Genomic DNA, 18,535 nt, shown 5'->3' with positions numbered 1-18,535 from the left:
TAGTTTTATACTAAATCACTCGATCGCCTTTTTTGGTAGGGGGGATAAAGTGTTAAGGAGGGATAACGTTTAGAAACTGTCAAAAACCATCATTAGGAAATGTCTGAATTTTGATTTTGCTAATATTTTCTTGAGTGAGGGGGGGTGATAGGTGGTCTGATTAATATGATATATCATATATAATTAAGTGGGTTTATGCAGTTTTAGATTATCGTTATTATCTTGCTTCTTTATTTTTATGAGTTGATTAATAAATAAAGTTAATAGTTTTTATATGTCATTATTTCGTATGAGACGAAATATAAACGCCGAACGTCAGATAACTGATTGTTTATTCGAACTGTTACCTCTGGGAGCAAAGATATACCCCCCGTTAAAGGGGAATATATCTTATCAGAAGGCCGTGAGGCGTCGGGGTTACCGCCCCGCGTGCTTCATAATGCGGGCTTTATCAAGCTGCCATTCACGATCCTTGAGATCGGAACGTTTATCGTGCTGTTTCTTACCCTTCGCCACGCCGATTTTTACCTTACACCAGGCGTTCTTCCAGTACAGCGACAGCGCGACGACGGTGTAACCTTCGCGGTTGATTCGCCCGAACAGGGAGTCCAGTTCACGCTGGTTGAGCAGCAGCTTACGGGTGCGTGTAGGATCGCAAACGTAGTGCGTTGATGCTACGGCCATCGGGGTGAAGTTCGCGCCAAACAGGAAGGCTTCGCCGTCTTTCAGGATAACGTAGCTGTCGCCAATGTTGGCTTTACCTGCGCGCAGGGATTTCACTTCCCAACCCTGGAGGGCAAGGCCCGCTTCAAATTCTTCTTCGATAAAGTATTCGTGGCGGGCGCGTTTATTCAGCGCAATCGTGGCTGATCCAGGTTTGTGTGCTTTTTTCTTTGTCATAATGTCCTGAACTTATCGCTTATCTCAATAACACTGCCTCAAGCTCCCGCGAGGCGCAATGGCTTATCTTAGCACGATATAGCCCGCCTCCGTTTTTTTTAGCAGTAGATAAATGATACTATTTACGCCGTGTTCGTGAATGGAAATTGCTATGCCTCAGATTAGCCGTACTGCGCTGGTTCCCTACAGCGCGGAGCAAATGTATCAACTGGTAAACGATGTGAATGCCTATCCGGATTTTATCCCCGGTTGTACAGGCAGCCGTGTTCTGGAGTCTGGCCCGACGCAAATGACGGCGGCGGTGGATGTCTCTAAGGCAGGCATCAGTAAGACCTTTACCACGCGCAATACGTTAACCAGCAACCAGAGCATCCTGATGCATCTGGTCGATGGGCCGTTTAAAAAACTGATTGGTGGCTGGAAGTTTACGCCGCTGAGCCAGGACGCCTGCAAGATTGAGTTCCAGCTTGATTTTGAGTTTACCAACAAGCTCATTGAGCTGGCGTTTGGTCGCATCTTTAAAGAGCTGGCGCTGAATATGGTGCAGGCGTTCACGATGCGCGCTCGCGAGGTGTACAGTGTCGGATAAAATCGCCGTGGAAGTGGCGTATGCGTTGCCGCAAAAGCAGTACCTGCAGCGGGTGACGTTGGATGAAGGCTCGACGGTAGAGCAGGCGATTCAGGCCAGCGGTCTGCTGACGCTGCGTGATGATATTGACCTGACAAAAAATAAAGTCGGTATCTATAGTCGCCCAGTAAAGCTTGATGATGTGGTTCGCGATGGCGACAGAGTAGAGATTTATCGCCCGCTGATTGCCGACCCGAAAGAACTGCGCCGTCAGCGCGCCCAGCAAAAGAGCTGACCCCCCTGTAGGCCGGACGAAGTGCGAGAGCACCGACTCCGGGAGTTCCCCGGCGTCACTGCGTTCGGCCGGGCTACACGTTGTAGGCAGGATTTGGCAACGCCGCCATCCGGCAATCTGCGCAGATCGCAGACATAAAAAAAGCGCTCATTGAGCGCTTTTTTTGCATTTGTTACACACCGCCGCTGATTTATTTGGTCAGCGCTGGTTTGTTGTCGATGTTCGTCAGTACGCCGCTGCTGTTGAAGGTCAGGGTCAGCGTCTGCTGAGTGACGGACTCATGCCCCGGCTGCTGACGGAAAACGTAGAACCAGGTGTTGGTGCCGAACGGGTCGGTCATCATCGGGGTACCTAAGGTATAGGCAACCTGTTGTTGCGTCATGCCAACACGGATTTTGGCAACGTCGTTAGGTACCAGGTAGTTCCCCTGACTAATATCAGGACGGTAAACCACTCGCTCCAGAGTGGAACAGCCTGCAGTCATCATCAGAAGAACCGCTGCGGCAGCAGTCAGCGTTTTACAGCGCATAGTGATTTGATTCCTTTTCGGGCCCGAGCAGTACGCGGCTCATATGTAATGTGCCGATGATAATAGACCTGAGGTAAGTTGGAAACCTTTGATATCAGGTCTTACGGCGTTTTTATTGTGAACTCAGACTCTGAGAAATCAAAAAAGTTTATGCAGCCAGCAACTCTTTCGCGTTTGCCAGCGTGTTCCGCGTGACTTCGCTACCGCCGAGAAGGCGCGCCAGTTCCTGCAGACGGGCACGTTTATCCAGCGGCTGCATGTGCGTTTCGGTCATTGCGCCGTCGGTCTCTTTGCTAACGTAGAAGTGGTGGTGACCACAGCCAGCTACCTGCGGCAGGTGTGTTACGCACATCACCTGAGTGGATTCACCCAACTGGCGCAGCAGCTTACCGACCACCGCCGCCGTTGGGCCGCTGATACCTACGTCGACTTCATCGAAAATTAGCGCCGGGGTTTCCATTTTACGCGCGGTAATCACCTGAATGGCTAACGCAATACGCGACAGCTCACCGCCGGATGCTACTTTGGCAATCGCCTGCAGCGGCTGACCGGGGTTGGTGGTGACGCGGAACTCAATACGGTCTGCGCCTTCGGCGGTCAGGTGCTGCTCTTCAAAACGAACGTCGATATCGAACAGGCCGTGCGGCATGGAGAGCATGTGCATGCTGTCGGTAATCAGCTGTGAAAGTTCCTGAGCGCTTGCCTGGCGCTGCGCATGCAGCTGGCGTGCCGTTTCCATTGCCATCTGATGATGGCGCGATACCGCGTGTTTCAGCGTCTCTAGTGAGTCGCTCTGGTCGTCGAGCAACTGCTGTTCGTCCAGCAGGGATTGATAGTACTCCGGCAGCGCTTCAGGCGAGATCTGATGTTTACGCGCCAGCGAGATCTGTTTTGACAGGCGCTGTTCCAGTTCGTACAGGCGGTTAGGGTCGAGATCCAGACGGTCGCAGTAGTGGCGCAGCTCGTCGCTGGCTTCGCTTAGCTGAATGGCCGCTTCTTCCAGCATATCCAGCACGCCAGCGAGTTTGCCGTCCATGCTTGCCAGTTCACCAGCCAGTTGACGGGCGGTGTAGAGCTGGCTTTGCAGGTTCACGTCCTCACCGTCGGCAAGGATGGTCAGCGCATGCTGGCTGGTGGAGATAAGCTGCCCGCTGTTGGCAAGGCGCTTGTACTCTTCGTCGATTTGTTCGTATTCACCCGGCTGCGGGTGGAATTCGATAAGCTCTTTCAACTGATATTGCAGCAGCTCCGCGCGAGCGGCGCGTTCCTGGCTTTGCTGCTGATGAGTCGCTAGATCGCGGCAGCTTTGGTTCCACAGACGGTAATGTTCGGCCATTTGTTGTGCGAGCGCTGACTCACCGACATAGGCATCAAGCAAGGTTTTCTGGTGTTCAGGCTTCACCAACTGCTGGTGCGCGTGCTGGCCGTGGATTTGGATAAGCAGTTGGCCCAGTTCACGCAGCTGCGACAGCGGCACCGCGGTGCCGTTGATAAAGCCGCGAGAGCGGCCGTCGCTGCTGATAACGCGGCGCAGCAGGCACTCGCGGCCGTCTTCCAACTGGTTCTCTTCGAGCCAGCGCAGGGCCGCAGGGGTGTCTTTGAGCGCGAAGCGGGCGCAGAGGTCGGCGCGGCTGGCGCCAGCACGAACCATATCGGCTTCGGCGCGGCCACCCAGGCATAAGCCGAGGGCATCGATTGCAATTGATTTACCGGCACCGGTTTCACCGGTGATGGCCGTCATGCCGCTGTTGAAGTCGATTTCAAGTTCACGAACGATGGCAAAATTGCTGATGGTCAGTTGTGCTAACATAGCCGCTTCCTGTATGAAAACCCATAACTGTGTTTTCATACAGTATAAACTGGATTTTTATCCAGTAAAGAGGCGGCGACAAAATTAGAACAATTTTTTTGACCAGCCGAGCTTGGTGCTTAATGTGTTGAAATAGCTGTAATCTTTAGGGTGGATCAGGTTGAGATGGTAATCACTGCGGCGAATGAGTACGTCTTCCCCTTCCTGAATAGGCAGGGCTATCTGGCTGTCGCAGCTGATTTCAAGGTCGCTACGGCGGTGCGAGAAGCGTAGGCGAATGGTGCTGTTGCTGTTAATCACCAGCGGGCGTGCCGACAGCGTGTGCGGGAACATGGGCACCAGGGTGATGGCGTCCAGCGACGGCGTCAGAATGGGGCCTCCCGCCGAGAGCGAGTAGGCCGTCGAGCCGGTTGGGGTAGAAATAATCAGCCCGTCTGAGCGCTGAGAGAAAGCAAAGGTCTCGTCGATATAGACTTCAAACTCAATCATATGCGCGACTTTACCCGGATGCAGCACCACTTCGTTGATGGCGGTGCTGATGCGCTTCTGGCAGTTTTGTTGACAGACCTGCGCTTCCAGCAGGAAACGTTTTTCAGCAATAAAGTTGCCATCCAGCACATCGGCTAATTGCTGATGCGCGTTGTCCGGATCAAGGTCGGTGAGAAAACCGAGGTTGCCGCGGTTAATGCCGATAACGCTGATGTCGTAGCGGGCAAGGGTACGCGCCGCGCCGAGCATATTGCCGTCGCCGCCGACCACTACCGCCAGGTCTGCCTTCTGGCCAATTTCCGCCAGCGTGCCGGTCTGGACGTTATCCAGCTTGAGTTCTTTGGCTATCTGGCGCTCAACAATCACCTCGTAGCCTTTGGTGCACAGCCAACGATAGAGCATTTCATGTGTCGTCAGGGCCGTCGGGTGACGGGGATGTCCTACAATACCGATACACTTGAAATGATTGTTCATTTTCTGAATGTCCTTGTGCCGAAGTTGGGTGACAATGTGACAGCTTCCCTTGAAACCCGGAATCTGATCCCCATAATAAGCCAAGTTAGCGAGATGATTGCGAAAAAACGCGGAGAAATTCATGAGTAGTAAAGAACAGAAAACGCCTGAGGGGCAATCCCCGGAAGAAATTATCATGGATCAGCACGAAGAAGTTGAGGCGGTTGAACCAAACGCTTCTGCTGAACAGGTGGATCCGCGCGACGAAAAAATTGCGAACCTCGAATCGCAGTTAGCGGAAGCTGAAACCCGCGAACGCGAAAGCGTCCTGCGCGTGAAGGCTGAAATGGAAAACCTGCGTCGCCGTACCGAAATCGACGTTGAGAAGGCGCACAAGTTCGCGCTGGAAAAATTCGTCAACGAACTGCTGCCGGTGCTGGATAGCCTGGACCGCGCACTGGAAGTGGCGAACAAAGACAACGAAGAGATGGCACCGATGATCGAAGGTATCGAACTGACCCGTAAGTCGATGCTGGACGTGGTGGCGAAGTTTGGCGTGCAGGTTGTGGCGGACATCAACGTCCCAATGGACCCGAACGTACACCAGGCCATTGCGATGGTTGAGTCCGAAGACGTCGCGGCTGGCAACGTGCTGATGGTGATGCAGAAGGGCTATACCCTGAACGGTCGTACCATTCGCGCGGCGATGGTTTCCGTCGCAAAAGCGAAGGCATAATCTTCGCTTAACCCTCTCCCCGGCGGGGAGAGGGGCTATGCTTTAGTCCTTCACGCTTTCCCTAAGCGGCTTCACCGGAATTACCTGTACTTGCTTAATCACGTTTTCCTGTACGTCGAGAATATCAATATCGTACTGGGCGATACGTACACGCGTGCCCGCAGCCGGGATCTCTTCTAACGCTTCCACAATCATGCCGTTAATGGTGCGCGCTTCGTCTTCCGGCAGGTGCCAGTTGAAAGCTTTGTTCAGCTCGCGCACGTTCGCGCCGCCGTCGATAATCACCGAGCCGTCGTTCTGCGGGTTGACCTCTTCGGCCAGCGATGGCGACATCGAGGTGGTAAAGTCGCCGACGATCTCTTCGAGAATATCTTCAACCGTTACCAGCCCCTGAATATCGCCGTACTCGTCGACTACCAGACCCACTTTCTTCTTGTTGCGCTGAAACTTCACCAGCTGTGTGCTGAGCGGGGTACCTTCCGGAACGAAGTAAATCTCGTCGGCGGCGCGCAGCATCAGCTCTTTGGTGAACTCTTTTTTCTCGGTCATCAGACGATAGGCTTCGCGAAGGCGCAGCATGCTGATGGCATCATCCAGCGAGTCACGGTACAGCACGATGCGGCCGTGCGGCGAGTGGGTGAGCTGGCGAACAATCGACTTCCAGTCGTCGTTAATGTTGATGCCGACGATTTCATTGCGCGGCACCATGATGTCATCGACGCTCACTTTTTCGAGGTCCAGCACCGACAGCAACATGTCCTGGTTGCGCCGTGAGATCTGCGAGCGGGATTCGTTCACGATGGTGCGCAGTTCGTCTTTGCTCAACGCGCTGCTGATGGTGATATCGGTTTTGATGCCCATCATGCGCATCAGAATGCGGGTAATCAGGTTCAGGAACCAGACCAGCGGCATCATCAGGATTTGCAGAGGCGCGAGCAGGAAGCTGCTTGGGTAGGCCACTTTTTCCGGGTAGAGCGCGGCAATGGTTTTTGGTAGCACTTCCGCGAATACCAGCACTACGAAGGTGAGAACCCCGGTGGCGATGGCGACGCCCAGGTCGCCGTACAGGCGCATACCGACGATGGTGCCAAGCGCAGAGGCCAGAATGTTGACGAGGTTGTTACCAATCAGCACCAGGCTGATGAGGCGGTCAGGCTTTTGCAGTAGCTTTTCGACGCGACGCGCCGGTTTGTTGCCCTGTTTTGCCAGATGACGGAGCCGATAGCGGTTCAGCGTCATCATGCCGGTTTCAGAACCTGAGAAATAGGCAGAGATGACCACCATGATGATCAGCGTAACGATCAGCGTGGTGGTTGAGATATGTTCCAAGTGGATTCCTTAGTACTTAGCCCACGAATTGTTGAATGACACGGCTACCGAAGTAGGCGAGCGTCAGGATGCCAGCGCCGGCCACGTTAAACCAGACGACTCGACGACCGCGCCACCCTTCATGATAGTGGCCCCATAACAAGACGATATAGACGAACCAGGCGATGATGGAAAGGACGGCCTTGTCGATATTTTCCATGCTGAAGAGGTTATGCATGTAAAACAGGCCGGTACAGAGCGTCAGCGTGAGCAGCACGACGCCAACCTGGGTGATGTGAAACATTTTACGTTCAATGACCATCAGCGGCGGCATTTCATGGCTGAATGCCAGCTTCTTATTTTTCAGCTGATAGTCAATCCACGCCAGCTGCAGCGCATACAGCGCGGCAATAATCAGCGTGGCGTAGGAGAACAGCGACAGACCGATATGCACCATCATTCCCGGCGTGGTTTCCAGGTGAGTAATAAACTCGTTGGGCATAAAGGTGGCAAAGGCGAGGTTTATCAGCGCGAAAGCGTAGACGATAGGCAACAGCAGCCAGCCGCGGTTTCGCGAGGCGACGATGGTCATCACCGTACAGATCATCAAGCTCACCAGCGAGCCGACGTTCAACAGGCTGAGGTTCTGCCCGCTTTCACCGCCCGGCAGAATACGGGCTTCCAGCGCAAACGCGTGGCACACCAGCGCAACGGTGGCAGAAAGAATCGCCATACGCCGCCAGCCGCTGTTTTTTTGCAGCAGGCCGGGAATGATCAGCGCCAGGCTGATGGAGTAGGCAACAAGCGCGAGCAGGGCAAAAACAGGCATAAAGTGTCGGCAGTCGTCAAATAGAAGAAAGAGATGCAGTATATACGCAAAATCATTCGAGTTGTATCAAGGCGCAGATCCTGCGTGAAGGATGATGTGAATGGCGTAACGTGATGCAGCGCTAACCGCAGCATCACAACTCCCCCGGTGTCGTGTTATACTCCGGCAAATTTTCGTTTTTTTGTCGCGCTAGCGACTCACGTTTCCACCCCAGGCGAGAGACAATGTTTGATAATTTAACCGATCGTTTGTCGCGCACGCTGCGCAATATCAGTGGCCGTGGACGCCTTACTGAAGACAACGTAAAAGAGACGCTGCGCGAAGTGCGCATGGCGCTGCTGGAGGCTGACGTTGCGCTGCCGGTAGTGCGTGATTTTATCAATCGCGTAAAAGAAAAAGCGGTTGGTCATGAAGTTAACAAGAGCCTGACCCCGGGTCAGGAGTTCGTCAAAATCGTTCGTAGCGAACTGGTTTCGGCGATGGGCGAAGAGAACGAGACGCTCAACCTGGCGGCGCAGCCACCGGCCGTGGTGCTGATGGCGGGCCTGCAGGGGGCGGGTAAAACCACGAGCGTCGGTAAGCTCGGTAAGTTCCTGCGTGAGAAGCACAAGAAAAAAGTGCTGGTCGTCTCTGCCGATGTTTATCGCCCTGCGGCGATCAAACAGCTGGAAACCCTGGCTGAACAGGTTGGTGTGGACTTCTTCCCGTCCGACGTGGGCCAGAAGCCTATCGACATCGTTAACGCCGCGCTGAAAGAAGCGAAGCTGAAATTCTACGACGTGCTGCTGGTGGATACCGCCGGTCGTCTGCACGTTGACGAAGCGATGATGGACGAAATCAAACAGGTTCACGCGGCGATTAAGCCGGTTGAAACGCTGTTTGTCGTCGACGCGATGACCGGTCAGGATGCCGCGAATACCGCGAAAGCCTTCAATGAAGCGCTGCCGCTGACCGGCGTGGTGCTGACCAAGGTCGACGGTGATGCGCGCGGCGGTGCGGCGCTTTCTATTCGTCACATTACCGGTAAACCTATCAAGTTCCTCGGCGTCGGCGAGAAAACCGAAGCGCTGGAGCCGTTCCACCCGGATCGTATCGCTTCCCGTATCCTCGGCATGGGCGACGTGCTGTCGCTTATCGAAGATATCGAAAGCAAGGTTGACCGCGCGCAGGCTGAGAAGCTGGCGACTAAGCTGAAGAAGGGCGATGGTTTCGACCTGAACGACTTCTTAGAACAGCTGAAGCAGATGAAAAACATGGGCGGTATGGCAAGCCTGATGGGCAAGCTGCCGGGCATGGGTCAGATCCCTGATAACGTCAAATCGCAGATGGATGACAAAGTGCTGGTGCGTATGGAGGCCATCATCAACTCGATGACGCTGAAAGAACGCGCGAAGCCGGAAATCATCAAAGGTTCCCGCAAACGTCGTATCGCCCAGGGCTGCGGCCTGCAGGTGCAGGACGTTAACCGTCTGCTGAAGCAGTTCGACGACATGCAGCGCATGATGAAGAAGATGAAGTCGAAAGGCGGCATGATGAAAATGATGCGCGGCATGAAAGGGATGATGCCACCAGGATTCCCTGGCCGTTAATCTCTCCTGAGCAGTGCGCTGACCGACGGGTCGCGCACTGCTGCAATGACGAACACGTCGACTTCGCACTGTCTATTACGATAACGCCCTGGTTATCGTGCGGTAAAAGACAGATGTTGATTGCAATTCCCCCAGAAATGAGTAAAATTTTCGGGCTTTTAATATGACACCGGGCCCCTTCCCTCGATGGGGCCCGGTTGTTCTATTCACACAAGAGGATGTTATGGTAACTATTCGTTTAGCTCGTCACGGCGCTAAAAAGCGTCCGTTCTACCAGGTTGTTGTTACTGACAGCCGTAACGCACGCAACGGTCGCTTCATCGAGCGCGTTGGCTTCTTCAACCCAATCGCTTCTGCGACTGAAGAAGGCACCCGTCTGGACCTGGATCGTATCGCACACTGGGTTGGCCAGGGCGCAACTATCTCTGATCGCGTATCTGCGCTGATCAAAGAAGCTAAGAAAGCAGCTTAATCTGTCACGGTGGTCATGATGAGCAAGCAACACACCGCACAAGCACCTGTTGATCCGATCGTATTGGGGAAAATGGGTTCTTCCTACGGTATCCGTGGTTGGCTCAGAGTGTTTTCCTCCACCGAAGACGCCGAAAGCATTTTTGACTATCAGCCCTGGTTAATCCAGAAGGCGGGTCAGTGGCAGACCGTTGAGCTGGAAAGCTGGCGCTACCACAATCAGGATATCGTCATTAAGCTGAAAGGCGTTGACGATCGCGATGCCGCGAATCTGCTGACGAACTGCGAAATTATCGTGGATTCTTCGCAGCTGCCGGCGCTGGAAGATGGAAGCTATTACTGGAAAGACCTGATGGGCTGCCAGGTAGTAACCACCGAAGGCTACGGTCTCGGTAAAGTCATCGATATGATGGAAACCGGGTCAAATGACGTTCTCGTCATTAAGGCAAACCTGAAGGATGCATTTGGTATCAAGGAGCGGTTGGTTCCGTTCCTCGATGGGCAGGTTATCAAGAAAGTCGATCTCACTACTCGTACTATCGAAGTAGATTGGGATCCTGGTTTTTAAACCACCGGATAAACGGTAAAAGACGGCGCTATGTGGATTGGCATAATTAGCCTGTTTCCTGAAATGTTCCGCGCAATTACCGATTACGGGGTAACTGGCCGGGCAGTTAAAAATGGCCTGCTGAACATCCAGAGCTGGAGTCCTCGTGACTTCACGCATGACCGGCACCGTACCGTGGACGATCGTCCTTACGGCGGCGGACCGGGGATGTTAATGATGGTGCAACCTTTACGGGACGCCATTCATGCAGCAAAAGCCGCGGCAGGTGAAGGCGCGAAGGTGATTTATCTGTCACCTCAGGGACGCAAGCTTGATCAAGCGGGCGTCAGCGAACTGGCCACGAATCAAAAGCTGATTCTGGTATGTGGTCGCTACGAAGGCATAGATGAGCGCGTGATTCAGACCGAGATTGACGAAGAATGGTCTATCGGCGATTACGTTCTCAGCGGTGGTGAGTTACCGGCAATGACGCTGATCGACTCCGTTTCCCGGTTTATACCGGGTGTACTGGGTCATGAGGCTTCAGCATTCGAAGATTCGTTTGCTGATGGATTGCTGGACTGCCCACACTATACTCGCCCTGAAGTGTTGGAAGGGATGGAGGTACCGCCGGTTCTGCTGTCGGGAAACCATGCTGAGATACGTCGCTGGCGTTTGAAGCAGTCGCTGGGCCGCTCCTGGCTTAGAAGACCTGAACTTCTGGAAAACCTGGCTCTGACTGAAGAGCAAGCAAGGTTGCTGGCGGAGTTCAAACAGGAACACGCACAACAGCAACATAAACATGATGGGCTGGTCTGAGACCCCCAAATATCAGTTTACCCAGGATAAGAGATTAAATTATGAGCAACATTATTAAGCAACTTGAACAAGAACAGATGAAGCAGGACGTACCTTCCTTCCGTCCGGGTGATACCGTGGAAGTGAAAGTATGGGTTGTTGAAGGTTCCAAAAAACGTCTGCAGGCATTTGAGGGCGTGGTTATCGCTATTCGTAGCCGCGGTCTGCACTCTGCATTCACTGTTCGTAAAATTTCCAACGGCGAAGGCGTTGAGCGTGTCTTCCAGACTCACTCTCCAGTTGTTGACAGCATTGCTGTTAAACGTCGTGGTGCTGTACGTAAAGCTAAACTGTACTACCTGCGTGAGCGCACTGGTAAGTCTGCTCGTATCAAAGAGCGTCTTAACTAATAGCGCTTTCACGCTGCATCCAAAGCGTGTTAGAAAACAAGGGGTTAGCGATAGGCTAACCCCTTTTTTTGTTTTTGTGTCCACGGAATGACCACGCAGAATCGCTTTGTGTCCACAGGTGTCCACTGATAGCAGATAATAAAAAACCTGCCGAAGCAGGTTCTAAAGCCAAAGCTGATGTTGTTGATGTCGGGTCGGGTGGGGCGGGGCTGGTTCAATTTCGCCCGGCTTCACAATGAATCGAGCGAGAGTCTCGTGGGTCACAAAGGTGCATCCACAGTTGATATTCTGACATTGGTGGTAACGTTCTTTCGTTTCCATACTCAGGTACCGGCTGGACCTTGCGTGAGCTGCATCCTGACATAATGGGCAGTGCATCATAATCTTTCCCCCTCTACTGGCTTGAGAGAATGATAATCTTAAAACTTACATTTGCAAGTCACAGCGTGCATTTTTGCCTGTGAGCGTTTGAAGCTCACAATATGCCATGGTTTAATCGTCACCCCCTTCGTCCTCATACTCCACATCAGAAAGCATCACCTCAAGCTCTACAGCCGTCGTGAAGCCATTCCCGCCGAGATTATGAGTCACCTTGCTGATTATCCATGCTTGCTCGTCTATGACGCTCTTAAAGCCTGAGACCCTGACCGGCATTTCTGGATAAATATCTTCGCGGCCGGTCGCTAACATAATGGAGAACTCCGCAACCCCGCGCTGCAATTTATCCCACTTCGCCTGAGCTGCGCGCATCGCTTGCGCCTTTGTCGCGTAAATGGTCGTCAGCGCGAAAACGTTGTCAGATTCACCGGCCATGTATTCACCCTCGCGGGCTTCCTGCTCTTTTTGCTTTTTGGCCGTGGCTTTACTGCTCACTGGTTTTGCTTTCGGGTGCTGTAGCGCCCGGAGGTGTTGCTCTTTGGGCTTACGTTTCAGCTTCACCGTCTGCTTTTGTTTCGCCGGTTTCGGGTCTTTGGTGTGTAACCATTTAGCGGTTACGCCGGTGTAAGCGCCACGGTCAGCAATGGCAAACTGATGACGGTCGCCGTCGCTACGCTGGATTGTTATCTGAGGGATAGCTTTTCCGCTGGCCGTGGTGCCACTTCCCGCCCTGAGCATCAGCAGTTTACCGGCTTTCACCGATACCGCGCCGCCGTTGCGCTCTGCGAGGCGAGTCAGGAAAACGGCGTCGGATTCCTGAGACTGGTCGATATGCGGAATCTGGATCCCCGCAAGAGAATTGGCGACGCTGGCCGTTAATTTGTTCCGCTCAGCTATCGAGCTGACGATAGCGCCGAGCGTGGTATCGTGCCATGACTCTTCACGGCGGGAATTGAGCGTTCCGCGAAAATCAGCGCTACGGGCGAGAATGGTTACCGTATCCGGCGCACCCCGGTGCTCTACCTCATCGACGGTAAATCGCCCCTTGCTGACCAGAGAGAAACCTTTCCACCCCAGATACAGCGACAATACCGCACCGCGAATCGGCAACGCGACCAGACCGTCAGTATCATCGAGCTCGATGTCGAGCTGGTCGGCCTCAAATCCCCGATTGTCCGTCATCGAGAGGTTAATCAGCCGGTCGCTGATATTGCCTGTGATATCTTTGCTTTCCAGTGTCAGCATAAAGTCGGGCGTCAGTGTGGCGCCCGCGCCGGTGATAATATCCAGCATGATTACGCCCCCGCCATCGACAGCAGATCGCCAGCTTTCCCGACCAGACTCTCGGCTTGTTTTCCGATATCACCATATACCGCCGCGAGCGACTCATCGACACGAGTCAATGACAGGGTAAAACTGATTTTTCGGGGCGACCCATCCTCAAAAAATACCGTGCCGGTCTCCGAGACATTGCTGACAACAAACATCCCGTAAATCCAGCCTGAGCCAGAGATAAGCGGCCATGCGCGCCCCTGTTCAGCCATCGCATACAGCGCCAGCATCGTGAGCTTACCGCCGGTCAGCTCAGGATACAGGTCACCGCTCAGGGTGATTTTATCTTCCCCCTCGCCGAGATACTGAAAAGCGTCACGCTTCCCGATGCGAGAGTTTGACGCCCAGCTATAATCTGCGCTGCGCTGCATGCTCTGGTAGGGCAGCGTCTGACGCATAAAAACAAACATACCTAATGCCAGCATCATAATCAGTCTCCTTAGTCATGCATCATGCTTGCGCGGGCTTTGGCGCGCTTATCACGTTCATACTTCTCTAATGCATCCTGCAAATCATTACCCAACCGACCTCCCGGCATACCATTGCCCGGCACGGTGATTTGATAGGTTGGCCTACTCTGGTCGATGTAGGTTTTACCGGCGGGTGCCGTGACCGGCTGATAGCTGTTGTATGAGCTGATAGCGGGGCTGTAGCCGTTCTGCGTCGCCGCATTGGCTTTCGCCGCCGTCTGGTCAAGCGAGCTGGATTCTTTGTTAATAATGCCGAGCTTTTCGAGCACCCAATCAATCCCGCTTCGCAGCTTATTAAAGGCGTTAAGCGGCATCAGCAGCGCATCGGCCAGCGTCTGACCGAACATAACCCCGACATCACGACAACTGTTGAGCGTGTCCTGAGTCGCTTTCACCGGCGCAATCAGGTCTTTAAACCACTGCCAGACGCCGCGAAGTTTTTCGCCGAGACCGACAAAGATGGGCGCTAGCGGTGCGAACATTTCCCCGACCGGCGCAAAGGCACTCATGAGCCCCTCGACCACACCGGCAAAGAATGCGCTGATAGGCTCCCAGTATTTACGGATAAGCAGCGCGCCAGCGACAACAGCCGCCGCTACCGCCACGACAGGCCACGTAATAGCACCAATAGCCGCAATGACCCCGCCGCTGATTGTCGTAATTACTGCACCGAGTGCGCCAGCGGCCGCGATGATGGCATTAATCCCGGCAATAACAGGCCAGGCAATCAGACCGATGCCACCAATAACACCAATCAAAGCAAGCGCGCCACCGGCAATAAGACCAATGGTCTGAGCCAGATCTTTATTTTTTTGTATCCAGCCATCGAGTCGTAAAACGTATTTTGTGGCCGTTTGGGTCAGATTGCGGAGCGACTCCTCTTGCTGGTCGTAAAGGTCAGTCCCGACCGCCTCGTAAGCAGACTGAAATTCTTTAAAGTCGCCGCCGAGATTATTCTGCATGACCTCGACAAGCTCGGCGGTTTTTCCGTCAGAGTCTTTAATCAGGCGGGTCAGATTGTCCAGTTTTCCGCTGGCCGCTGCGGCCATCAGGACGCTGGCCGACGAGCTGGCTTCTTCACCGAAAATTGCTTTCATGTATTCCGAACGCTGGCCGGTACCGAGATTGTTTTTCTCAAAGCTGGCTTGCATTTCTTTCAGGATGGAGAAGATTGGCCGGGTGTTGCCCTTGCTATCCATTGTTTTGACGCCCAGCTCCTTAATTGCGTCATATGCCTTACCGGATGGTGCCTGTAGTCGACTCAATACGGCACGGCTACCGGTACCGGCCATTGAGCCAGTGATATTGTTGTCATGAAGCGCACCAATCATCGCGGCGGTTTCTTCCAGGCTTACACCTGCATTTTTCGCCACTGGCGCGACATAAGTCAGTGAGTCACTTAACCCGGCAAAGGTGGCCTGTGTTTTATTCATGGCCATCGAGATTACATCGGCAATATGTGTCGCCTTATCATCTGCGAGACCGAATGCGGATTTCGTCCCGATAAGAAGTTTTGCGTTATCCTCCATGGATTCTTTATTTGCGAGCGACATATTCAGGATGGCGGGTGTCTGCGCGAGAATGCCGTCTTTATCCGCGCCGGATTTCGCCACGATAATTTGTGCCGCTGCGGCGTCGTCCGCAGATGCGGCTGTATTATCACCCAGTGTTCTGGCTTGCCCTTTCAGCGCCTTCATGTCAGCCGATTCTTTATCGAGGCCAAGTACCGCCTGAAGCTCTGAGTTCTTCAGAGAAAAATCAAAACCGGGTTTGAGCACAGCGCCGCCAGCAACAACACCAGTGGTTGCCATCCCGACACCAGCCACCCCAACATTACGCGCACCAGAGGCGAGCTTCTGCCCGGATTCATAACGGGATTTAACGGCGCTCAGTTTTGCCTGTTGCGTACTGACGCGCGCTAGTGCCTCACGCTGACGATTGAGCTGTGACGTCGTTTCACTGATGGTGGTTTTCAGTCGCTGCTCATCGGTCGACAGTTTGCGGGTATTAATCCCGGCCTGACTGAGCTCCTGACGCTGACGCTGCACAGATAACCGGAGACCGTTATATTTGAGCTGAAGGTCAGCCGCATTTTTTTTCGCGAGCTCCATCGCTCGAGCCTGTGCACGGGTCGGGCTTTCAGTATTTTTAAACTGGACGGCCAGCGCGGCGGCTTCCTGCTTTGCCTGTTTCAGTGACTGACCGGTTACGGCCAGTTGCGCGCTGGTTTTGCGAAAACCGTCGATTTTCGATGCCTGACCGTTTAAATCACGCAGGGATTGTTGAGTCGTGCGGATATCACCAGACAGCGATTTGCTCGCCGTCTGGATCGCTTTAAAGGGTCGGGTCGCCTGGTCGACAGCTTTCAGGAGCACTTCGAGTTTGAGGTTATTACTCATTCGTGTTTCCGCTTCGCTGTAGCGCTTTTTCGCGCCAGTTGACGAGCTCGGTCAGGCTCATGGGATAAAGGTCTGATGGCGACCAGTGGAAAATTACCGCTATGTCAGCCATCAGGTCATCGACCGAGAGTTTTTTGGGGAAGGTTAAGCCGCCGAACTCGGTGACAAAAAACCCACCACCTTACCGGCAAACGACAGCAGGTCTGGCAGCTCCAGCGCGGCGGCTTCCTGTTCGGTCAGTGACGGCATGGTCATGCGTGGCAGCACTTTAATCAGCGCATCGACGTCGGAGTTTGCGACAGATGCCAGGCTAACACCGCGCAGGGTTCCGGCGGTCGGTTTTAACAGCGTGACATCGGTAATCACCTGCTCACCGCGCTTGATAGGTTTAATCAGAGTGACGATATTTTCGTTAGTTTTTCCCATGATATTTCTCTTTAAACTCAGGTTTCAGGATGCCCGGCCAGCCATGCTGACCGGGGCAGAAATTACAGGCCGATGTTTTGTCGGTGCGCCTCGAGCATGTCGGTGCCGCTCACTTTTTCGATGAGGTTCACCGTGTCGATTTCCACCAGTTCCGAGCCATTCATCGTCAGCTTGAAGTAAGTACACATAAGCGAGATTTTCGACTCGGTGTCTTCGCCTTGTTTGGCTTCGCCGAGGTCGATTTCTTTCTGACGTCCACGGAGAACAACCTCAACCGGCACGGTCTCGCCGGTGTCGTCACGCTGATAAGACCCGGCGAAGCGCAGCGGGACAGAGGCCGTGCCGGTGGCAGCGTATAGCGACCAGATAGCGTCATCAGGGAAACCACCGAGCGAGATTTCAGCCGACAGCGCATCGTCATCGAGGCCGAGGTCGACCGGTGCCGAGCCGTTCATCCCGCCGCCGCGATAATTCTCGAGCTTACGGGTCAGTTTTGGCAGCGTGACGGACTGCACGACGCCGAGATAACTCACCCCGTCGATAAACAGATTCATGAGTTTGAGCTTGCGCGGTAATGCCATTGGTCAGGCTCCTTATTTGCTGTTCACTGACGAGATAAGATTCGCCAGATATTTGTCGGTGATGCGCTGGCGCAGCTTCAGGTTTTCCAGTGGCGGCACCGGCGTATAGTCGTAATCGATAAGCAACTGACCGGCTTTCAGCGTTTCTTTGCTGTTGGCCTCAGCATCAAACCAGCACGTCGCATCGATGATGTAACCGCCGGTTTTCAGCTCGCGGAATTTCGCGTTGATACCGTCGATAATGTCGCGAATCAGGGTCGCGGTAATCGGCTTATCGACCGCCCACATATGACCCTCGGCCATCGTATCGGCGATGATTTGCGCGGTGCGGGTGTAGTTTTCAAACTGAAACAGCGGGTCATCGGAGCAATTACGGTTACCCCAGAAGCGGAAACCATCGGCACGAATCAGCGTCGTGATACCGGCTTCGTTGAGCAGGTCGGCATCGGTGCCGGATTCCTGCAAATCCCAGAAGACTGATGCGCTGATACCAGTGACACCGTTGACGCCGACGTTTGACAGGGTTTTATGCCACCCGGTGTCATTGTCAATTTTGGCGCGCAACCCCAGCGCGATGGCGGTCGCGTAGGTGGTTGTCGTCGCGTTGGCCATCGTGTCCCACCCGAGGAAATCAGGCCAGATAATCATGAGCTCACGGGCGCTGAAGTTTTCGCGATAGGTGATAACGTCGGAAATGGTTTTACAGCCCCATGCGCTGACGTAGGCAAAGGCGCGCAGCTTCTGAGCCACAGACGCAAGTGCGGTCGCGACCTCCTGAGTATCGAGACCCGGCACACCGAGAATGCGGGGCTTCACGCCGGTGACCGCTTTCGCCGTTAACAGCGCTTTCAGCCCGGTGTATTTGCCGTTCTCATCCGTGGTTCCGATGATGTTTGAAATGGTTTGCGCCTGAGCCTCTTCGTCGTCGCCGGTACCCTCCTCGACGCGCACGACAATAACAACCGGCTTTGACTGGTCGGCAATGGCCTGTAAGGATTTTGCCAGGGTACCTTTGGTACCGGCTTTCGCAATGGCGCTTTGTGGGCTGGTAATCAGTACCGGTTCATTGAGCGGGAACATATCGGCGTCAGCATCACTGGCCGTGCAGACCATGCCGACAACCGCCGTTGATACGGTCGAGATTGTGCGTGTACCGTCGTTAATTTCGACGACTTCGACGCCGTGATGGAAATCACTCATCCGTTTAACTCCGTTAG

General features: G+C 53.9%; 22 protein-coding genes. 8 read left to right on the top strand and 14 right to left on the bottom strand.

Annotation, left to right across the window (positions count from 1 at the left end):
• Positions 1–417: 417 nt before the first annotated feature.
• A complete protein-coding gene (gene smpB / locus ACH1XZ_RS22260; RefSeq protein ID WP_035894933.1) occupies positions 418–900 on the bottom strand; it encodes an SsrA-binding protein SmpB in 483 nt (160 codons plus the stop codon).
• 151 nt (positions 901–1,051) lie between these two features.
• On the opposite strand from smpB, the gene ACH1XZ_RS22255 reads away from it, so the two are divergent.
• A complete protein-coding gene (locus ACH1XZ_RS22255; RefSeq protein WP_035894934.1) occupies positions 1,052–1,489 on the top strand; it encodes a type II toxin-antitoxin system RatA family toxin in 438 nt (145 codons plus the stop codon).
• Positions 1,479–1,763 carry an RnfH family protein gene (locus ACH1XZ_RS22250; protein WP_395597197.1) on the top strand — a complete coding sequence of 95 codons (285 nt, stop codon included), beginning with the start codon at positions 1,479–1,481 and terminating at the stop codon, positions 1,761–1,763. Before ACH1XZ_RS22255 ends, ACH1XZ_RS22250 begins: the two co-directional genes overlap by 11 nt.
• A gap of 190 nt (positions 1,764–1,953) precedes the next feature.
• On the opposite strand, the gene bamE is transcribed toward ACH1XZ_RS22250, so the two are convergent.
• From bamE to nadK, 3 genes are all read right to left on the bottom strand, one after another.
• Complete coding sequence (gene bamE / locus ACH1XZ_RS22245) at positions 1,954–2,292, bottom strand: outer membrane protein assembly factor BamE (protein ID WP_035894936.1); 339 nt, start codon at positions 2,290–2,292, stop codon at positions 1,954–1,956.
• Between the two features lie 148 nt (positions 2,293–2,440).
• Positions 2,441–4,102 carry a DNA repair protein RecN gene (recN, locus tag ACH1XZ_RS22240; RefSeq protein WP_395597196.1) on the bottom strand — a complete coding sequence of 554 codons (1,662 nt, stop codon included), beginning with the start codon at positions 4,100–4,102 and terminating at the stop codon, positions 2,441–2,443.
• Between the two features lie 84 nt (positions 4,103–4,186).
• A complete protein-coding gene (gene nadK, locus ACH1XZ_RS22235) occupies positions 4,187–5,065 on the bottom strand; it encodes an NAD(+) kinase (protein ID WP_185668761.1) in 879 nt (292 codons plus the stop codon).
• A gap of 121 nt (positions 5,066–5,186) precedes the next feature.
• Between nadK and grpE the strand changes: the two genes are divergently transcribed.
• Positions 5,187–5,780 carry a nucleotide exchange factor GrpE gene (gene grpE, locus ACH1XZ_RS22230; RefSeq protein WP_395597195.1) on the top strand — a complete coding sequence of 198 codons (594 nt, stop codon included), beginning with the start codon at positions 5,187–5,189 and terminating at the stop codon, positions 5,778–5,780.
• 42 nt (positions 5,781–5,822) lie between these two features.
• Here grpE and ACH1XZ_RS22225 read toward each other — a convergent pair whose 3' ends face one another.
• Together ACH1XZ_RS22225 and ACH1XZ_RS22220 are read right to left on the bottom strand one after the other, a co-directional pair.
• Positions 5,823–7,109, bottom strand: coding sequence for an HlyC/CorC family transporter (locus tag ACH1XZ_RS22225; RefSeq protein ID WP_395597194.1), 1,287 nt, complete (start codon positions 7,107–7,109; stop codon positions 5,823–5,825).
• 16 nt (positions 7,110–7,125) lie between these two features.
• On the bottom strand, positions 7,126–7,917 hold the full coding sequence (locus ACH1XZ_RS22220; protein ID WP_395597193.1) for a cytochrome C assembly family protein: 792 nt from the start codon (positions 7,915–7,917) through the stop codon (positions 7,126–7,128).
• A 224-nt stretch (positions 7,918–8,141) separates the two neighbouring features.
• Here ACH1XZ_RS22220 and ffh point away from each other — a divergent pair, with 224 nt between their 5' ends.
• The 5 genes from ffh to rplS all read left to right on the top strand — a co-directional run bounded on the left by ffh (position 8,142) and on the right by rplS (position 11,732).
• Positions 8,142–9,506, top strand: coding sequence for a signal recognition particle protein (gene ffh / locus ACH1XZ_RS22215; protein WP_115073781.1), 1,365 nt, complete (start codon positions 8,142–8,144; stop codon positions 9,504–9,506).
• A 223-nt stretch (positions 9,507–9,729) separates the two neighbouring features.
• Positions 9,730–9,978, top strand: coding sequence for a 30S ribosomal protein S16 (gene rpsP / locus ACH1XZ_RS22210; protein WP_185064520.1), 249 nt, complete (start codon positions 9,730–9,732; stop codon positions 9,976–9,978).
• An 18-nt stretch (positions 9,979–9,996) separates the two neighbouring features.
• Entirely contained in the window at positions 9,997–10,545 is a 549-nt protein-coding gene (rimM, locus tag ACH1XZ_RS22205; protein ID WP_123652292.1) for a ribosome maturation factor RimM, read from the top strand.
• A 30-nt stretch (positions 10,546–10,575) separates the two neighbouring features.
• A complete protein-coding gene (gene trmD / locus ACH1XZ_RS22200) occupies positions 10,576–11,343 on the top strand; it encodes a tRNA (guanosine(37)-N1)-methyltransferase TrmD (protein ID WP_035894947.1) in 768 nt (255 codons plus the stop codon).
• A 41-nt stretch (positions 11,344–11,384) separates the two neighbouring features.
• The gene (rplS, locus tag ACH1XZ_RS22195; RefSeq protein ID WP_006687325.1) at positions 11,385–11,732 is read left to right on the top strand and encodes a 50S ribosomal protein L19; all 348 of its coding nucleotides are present in this window, start codon (positions 11,385–11,387) and stop codon (positions 11,730–11,732) included.
• Positions 11,733–11,894: 162 nt separating this feature from the next.
• On the opposite strand, the gene ACH1XZ_RS22190 is transcribed toward rplS, so the two are convergent.
• The 8 genes from ACH1XZ_RS22190 to ACH1XZ_RS22155 form a co-directional block, all read right to left on the bottom strand.
• Positions 11,895–12,113, bottom strand: coding sequence for a DNA-binding transcriptional regulator (locus ACH1XZ_RS22190; protein WP_112933321.1), 219 nt, complete (start codon positions 12,111–12,113; stop codon positions 11,895–11,897).
• Between the two features lie 111 nt (positions 12,114–12,224).
• Entirely contained in the window at positions 12,225–13,403 is a 1,179-nt protein-coding gene (locus tag ACH1XZ_RS22185) for a phage late control D family protein (protein ID WP_395597192.1), read from the bottom strand.
• 2 nt (positions 13,404–13,405) lie between these two features.
• The gene (locus ACH1XZ_RS22180; RefSeq protein WP_395597191.1) at positions 13,406–13,870 is read right to left on the bottom strand and encodes a phage tail protein; all 465 of its coding nucleotides are present in this window, start codon (positions 13,868–13,870) and stop codon (positions 13,406–13,408) included.
• An 11-nt stretch (positions 13,871–13,881) separates the two neighbouring features.
• Positions 13,882–16,311, bottom strand: a complete 2,430-nt coding sequence (locus ACH1XZ_RS22175) for a phage tail tape measure protein (RefSeq protein WP_395597190.1) — start codon at positions 16,309–16,311, stop codon at positions 13,882–13,884.
• Positions 16,304–16,423, bottom strand: coding sequence for a GpE family phage tail protein (locus ACH1XZ_RS22170; RefSeq protein ID WP_000763326.1), 120 nt, complete (start codon positions 16,421–16,423; stop codon positions 16,304–16,306). Before ACH1XZ_RS22170 ends, ACH1XZ_RS22175 begins: the two co-directional genes overlap by 8 nt.
• 32 nt (positions 16,424–16,455) lie before the next feature.
• Positions 16,456–16,737 (bottom strand): phage tail assembly protein, encoded by a 282-nt coding sequence (locus ACH1XZ_RS22165; protein WP_395597189.1) that lies wholly within the window; start codon positions 16,735–16,737, stop codon positions 16,456–16,458.
• Positions 16,738–16,799: 62 nt separating this feature from the next.
• Positions 16,800–17,318: a phage major tail tube protein gene (locus ACH1XZ_RS22160; RefSeq protein ID WP_333498469.1), complete on the bottom strand. Its 519-nt coding sequence runs from the start codon at positions 17,316–17,318 to the stop codon at positions 16,800–16,802.
• 12 nt (positions 17,319–17,330) lie between these two features.
• On the bottom strand, positions 17,331–18,518 hold the full coding sequence (locus ACH1XZ_RS22155) for a phage tail sheath protein (RefSeq protein ID WP_395597188.1): 1,188 nt from the start codon (positions 18,516–18,518) through the stop codon (positions 17,331–17,333).
• Positions 18,519–18,535: the final 17 nt, after the last annotated feature.

The organism is Kluyvera chengduensis, from assembly GCF_044197065.1.
Classification (GTDB): domain Bacteria; phylum Pseudomonadota; class Gammaproteobacteria; order Enterobacterales; family Enterobacteriaceae; genus Kluyvera; species Kluyvera ascorbata_C.
The sequence above is the reverse complement of the archived record's forward strand: the minus strand, read 5'-3'. Positions and strand labels throughout refer to the sequence as shown.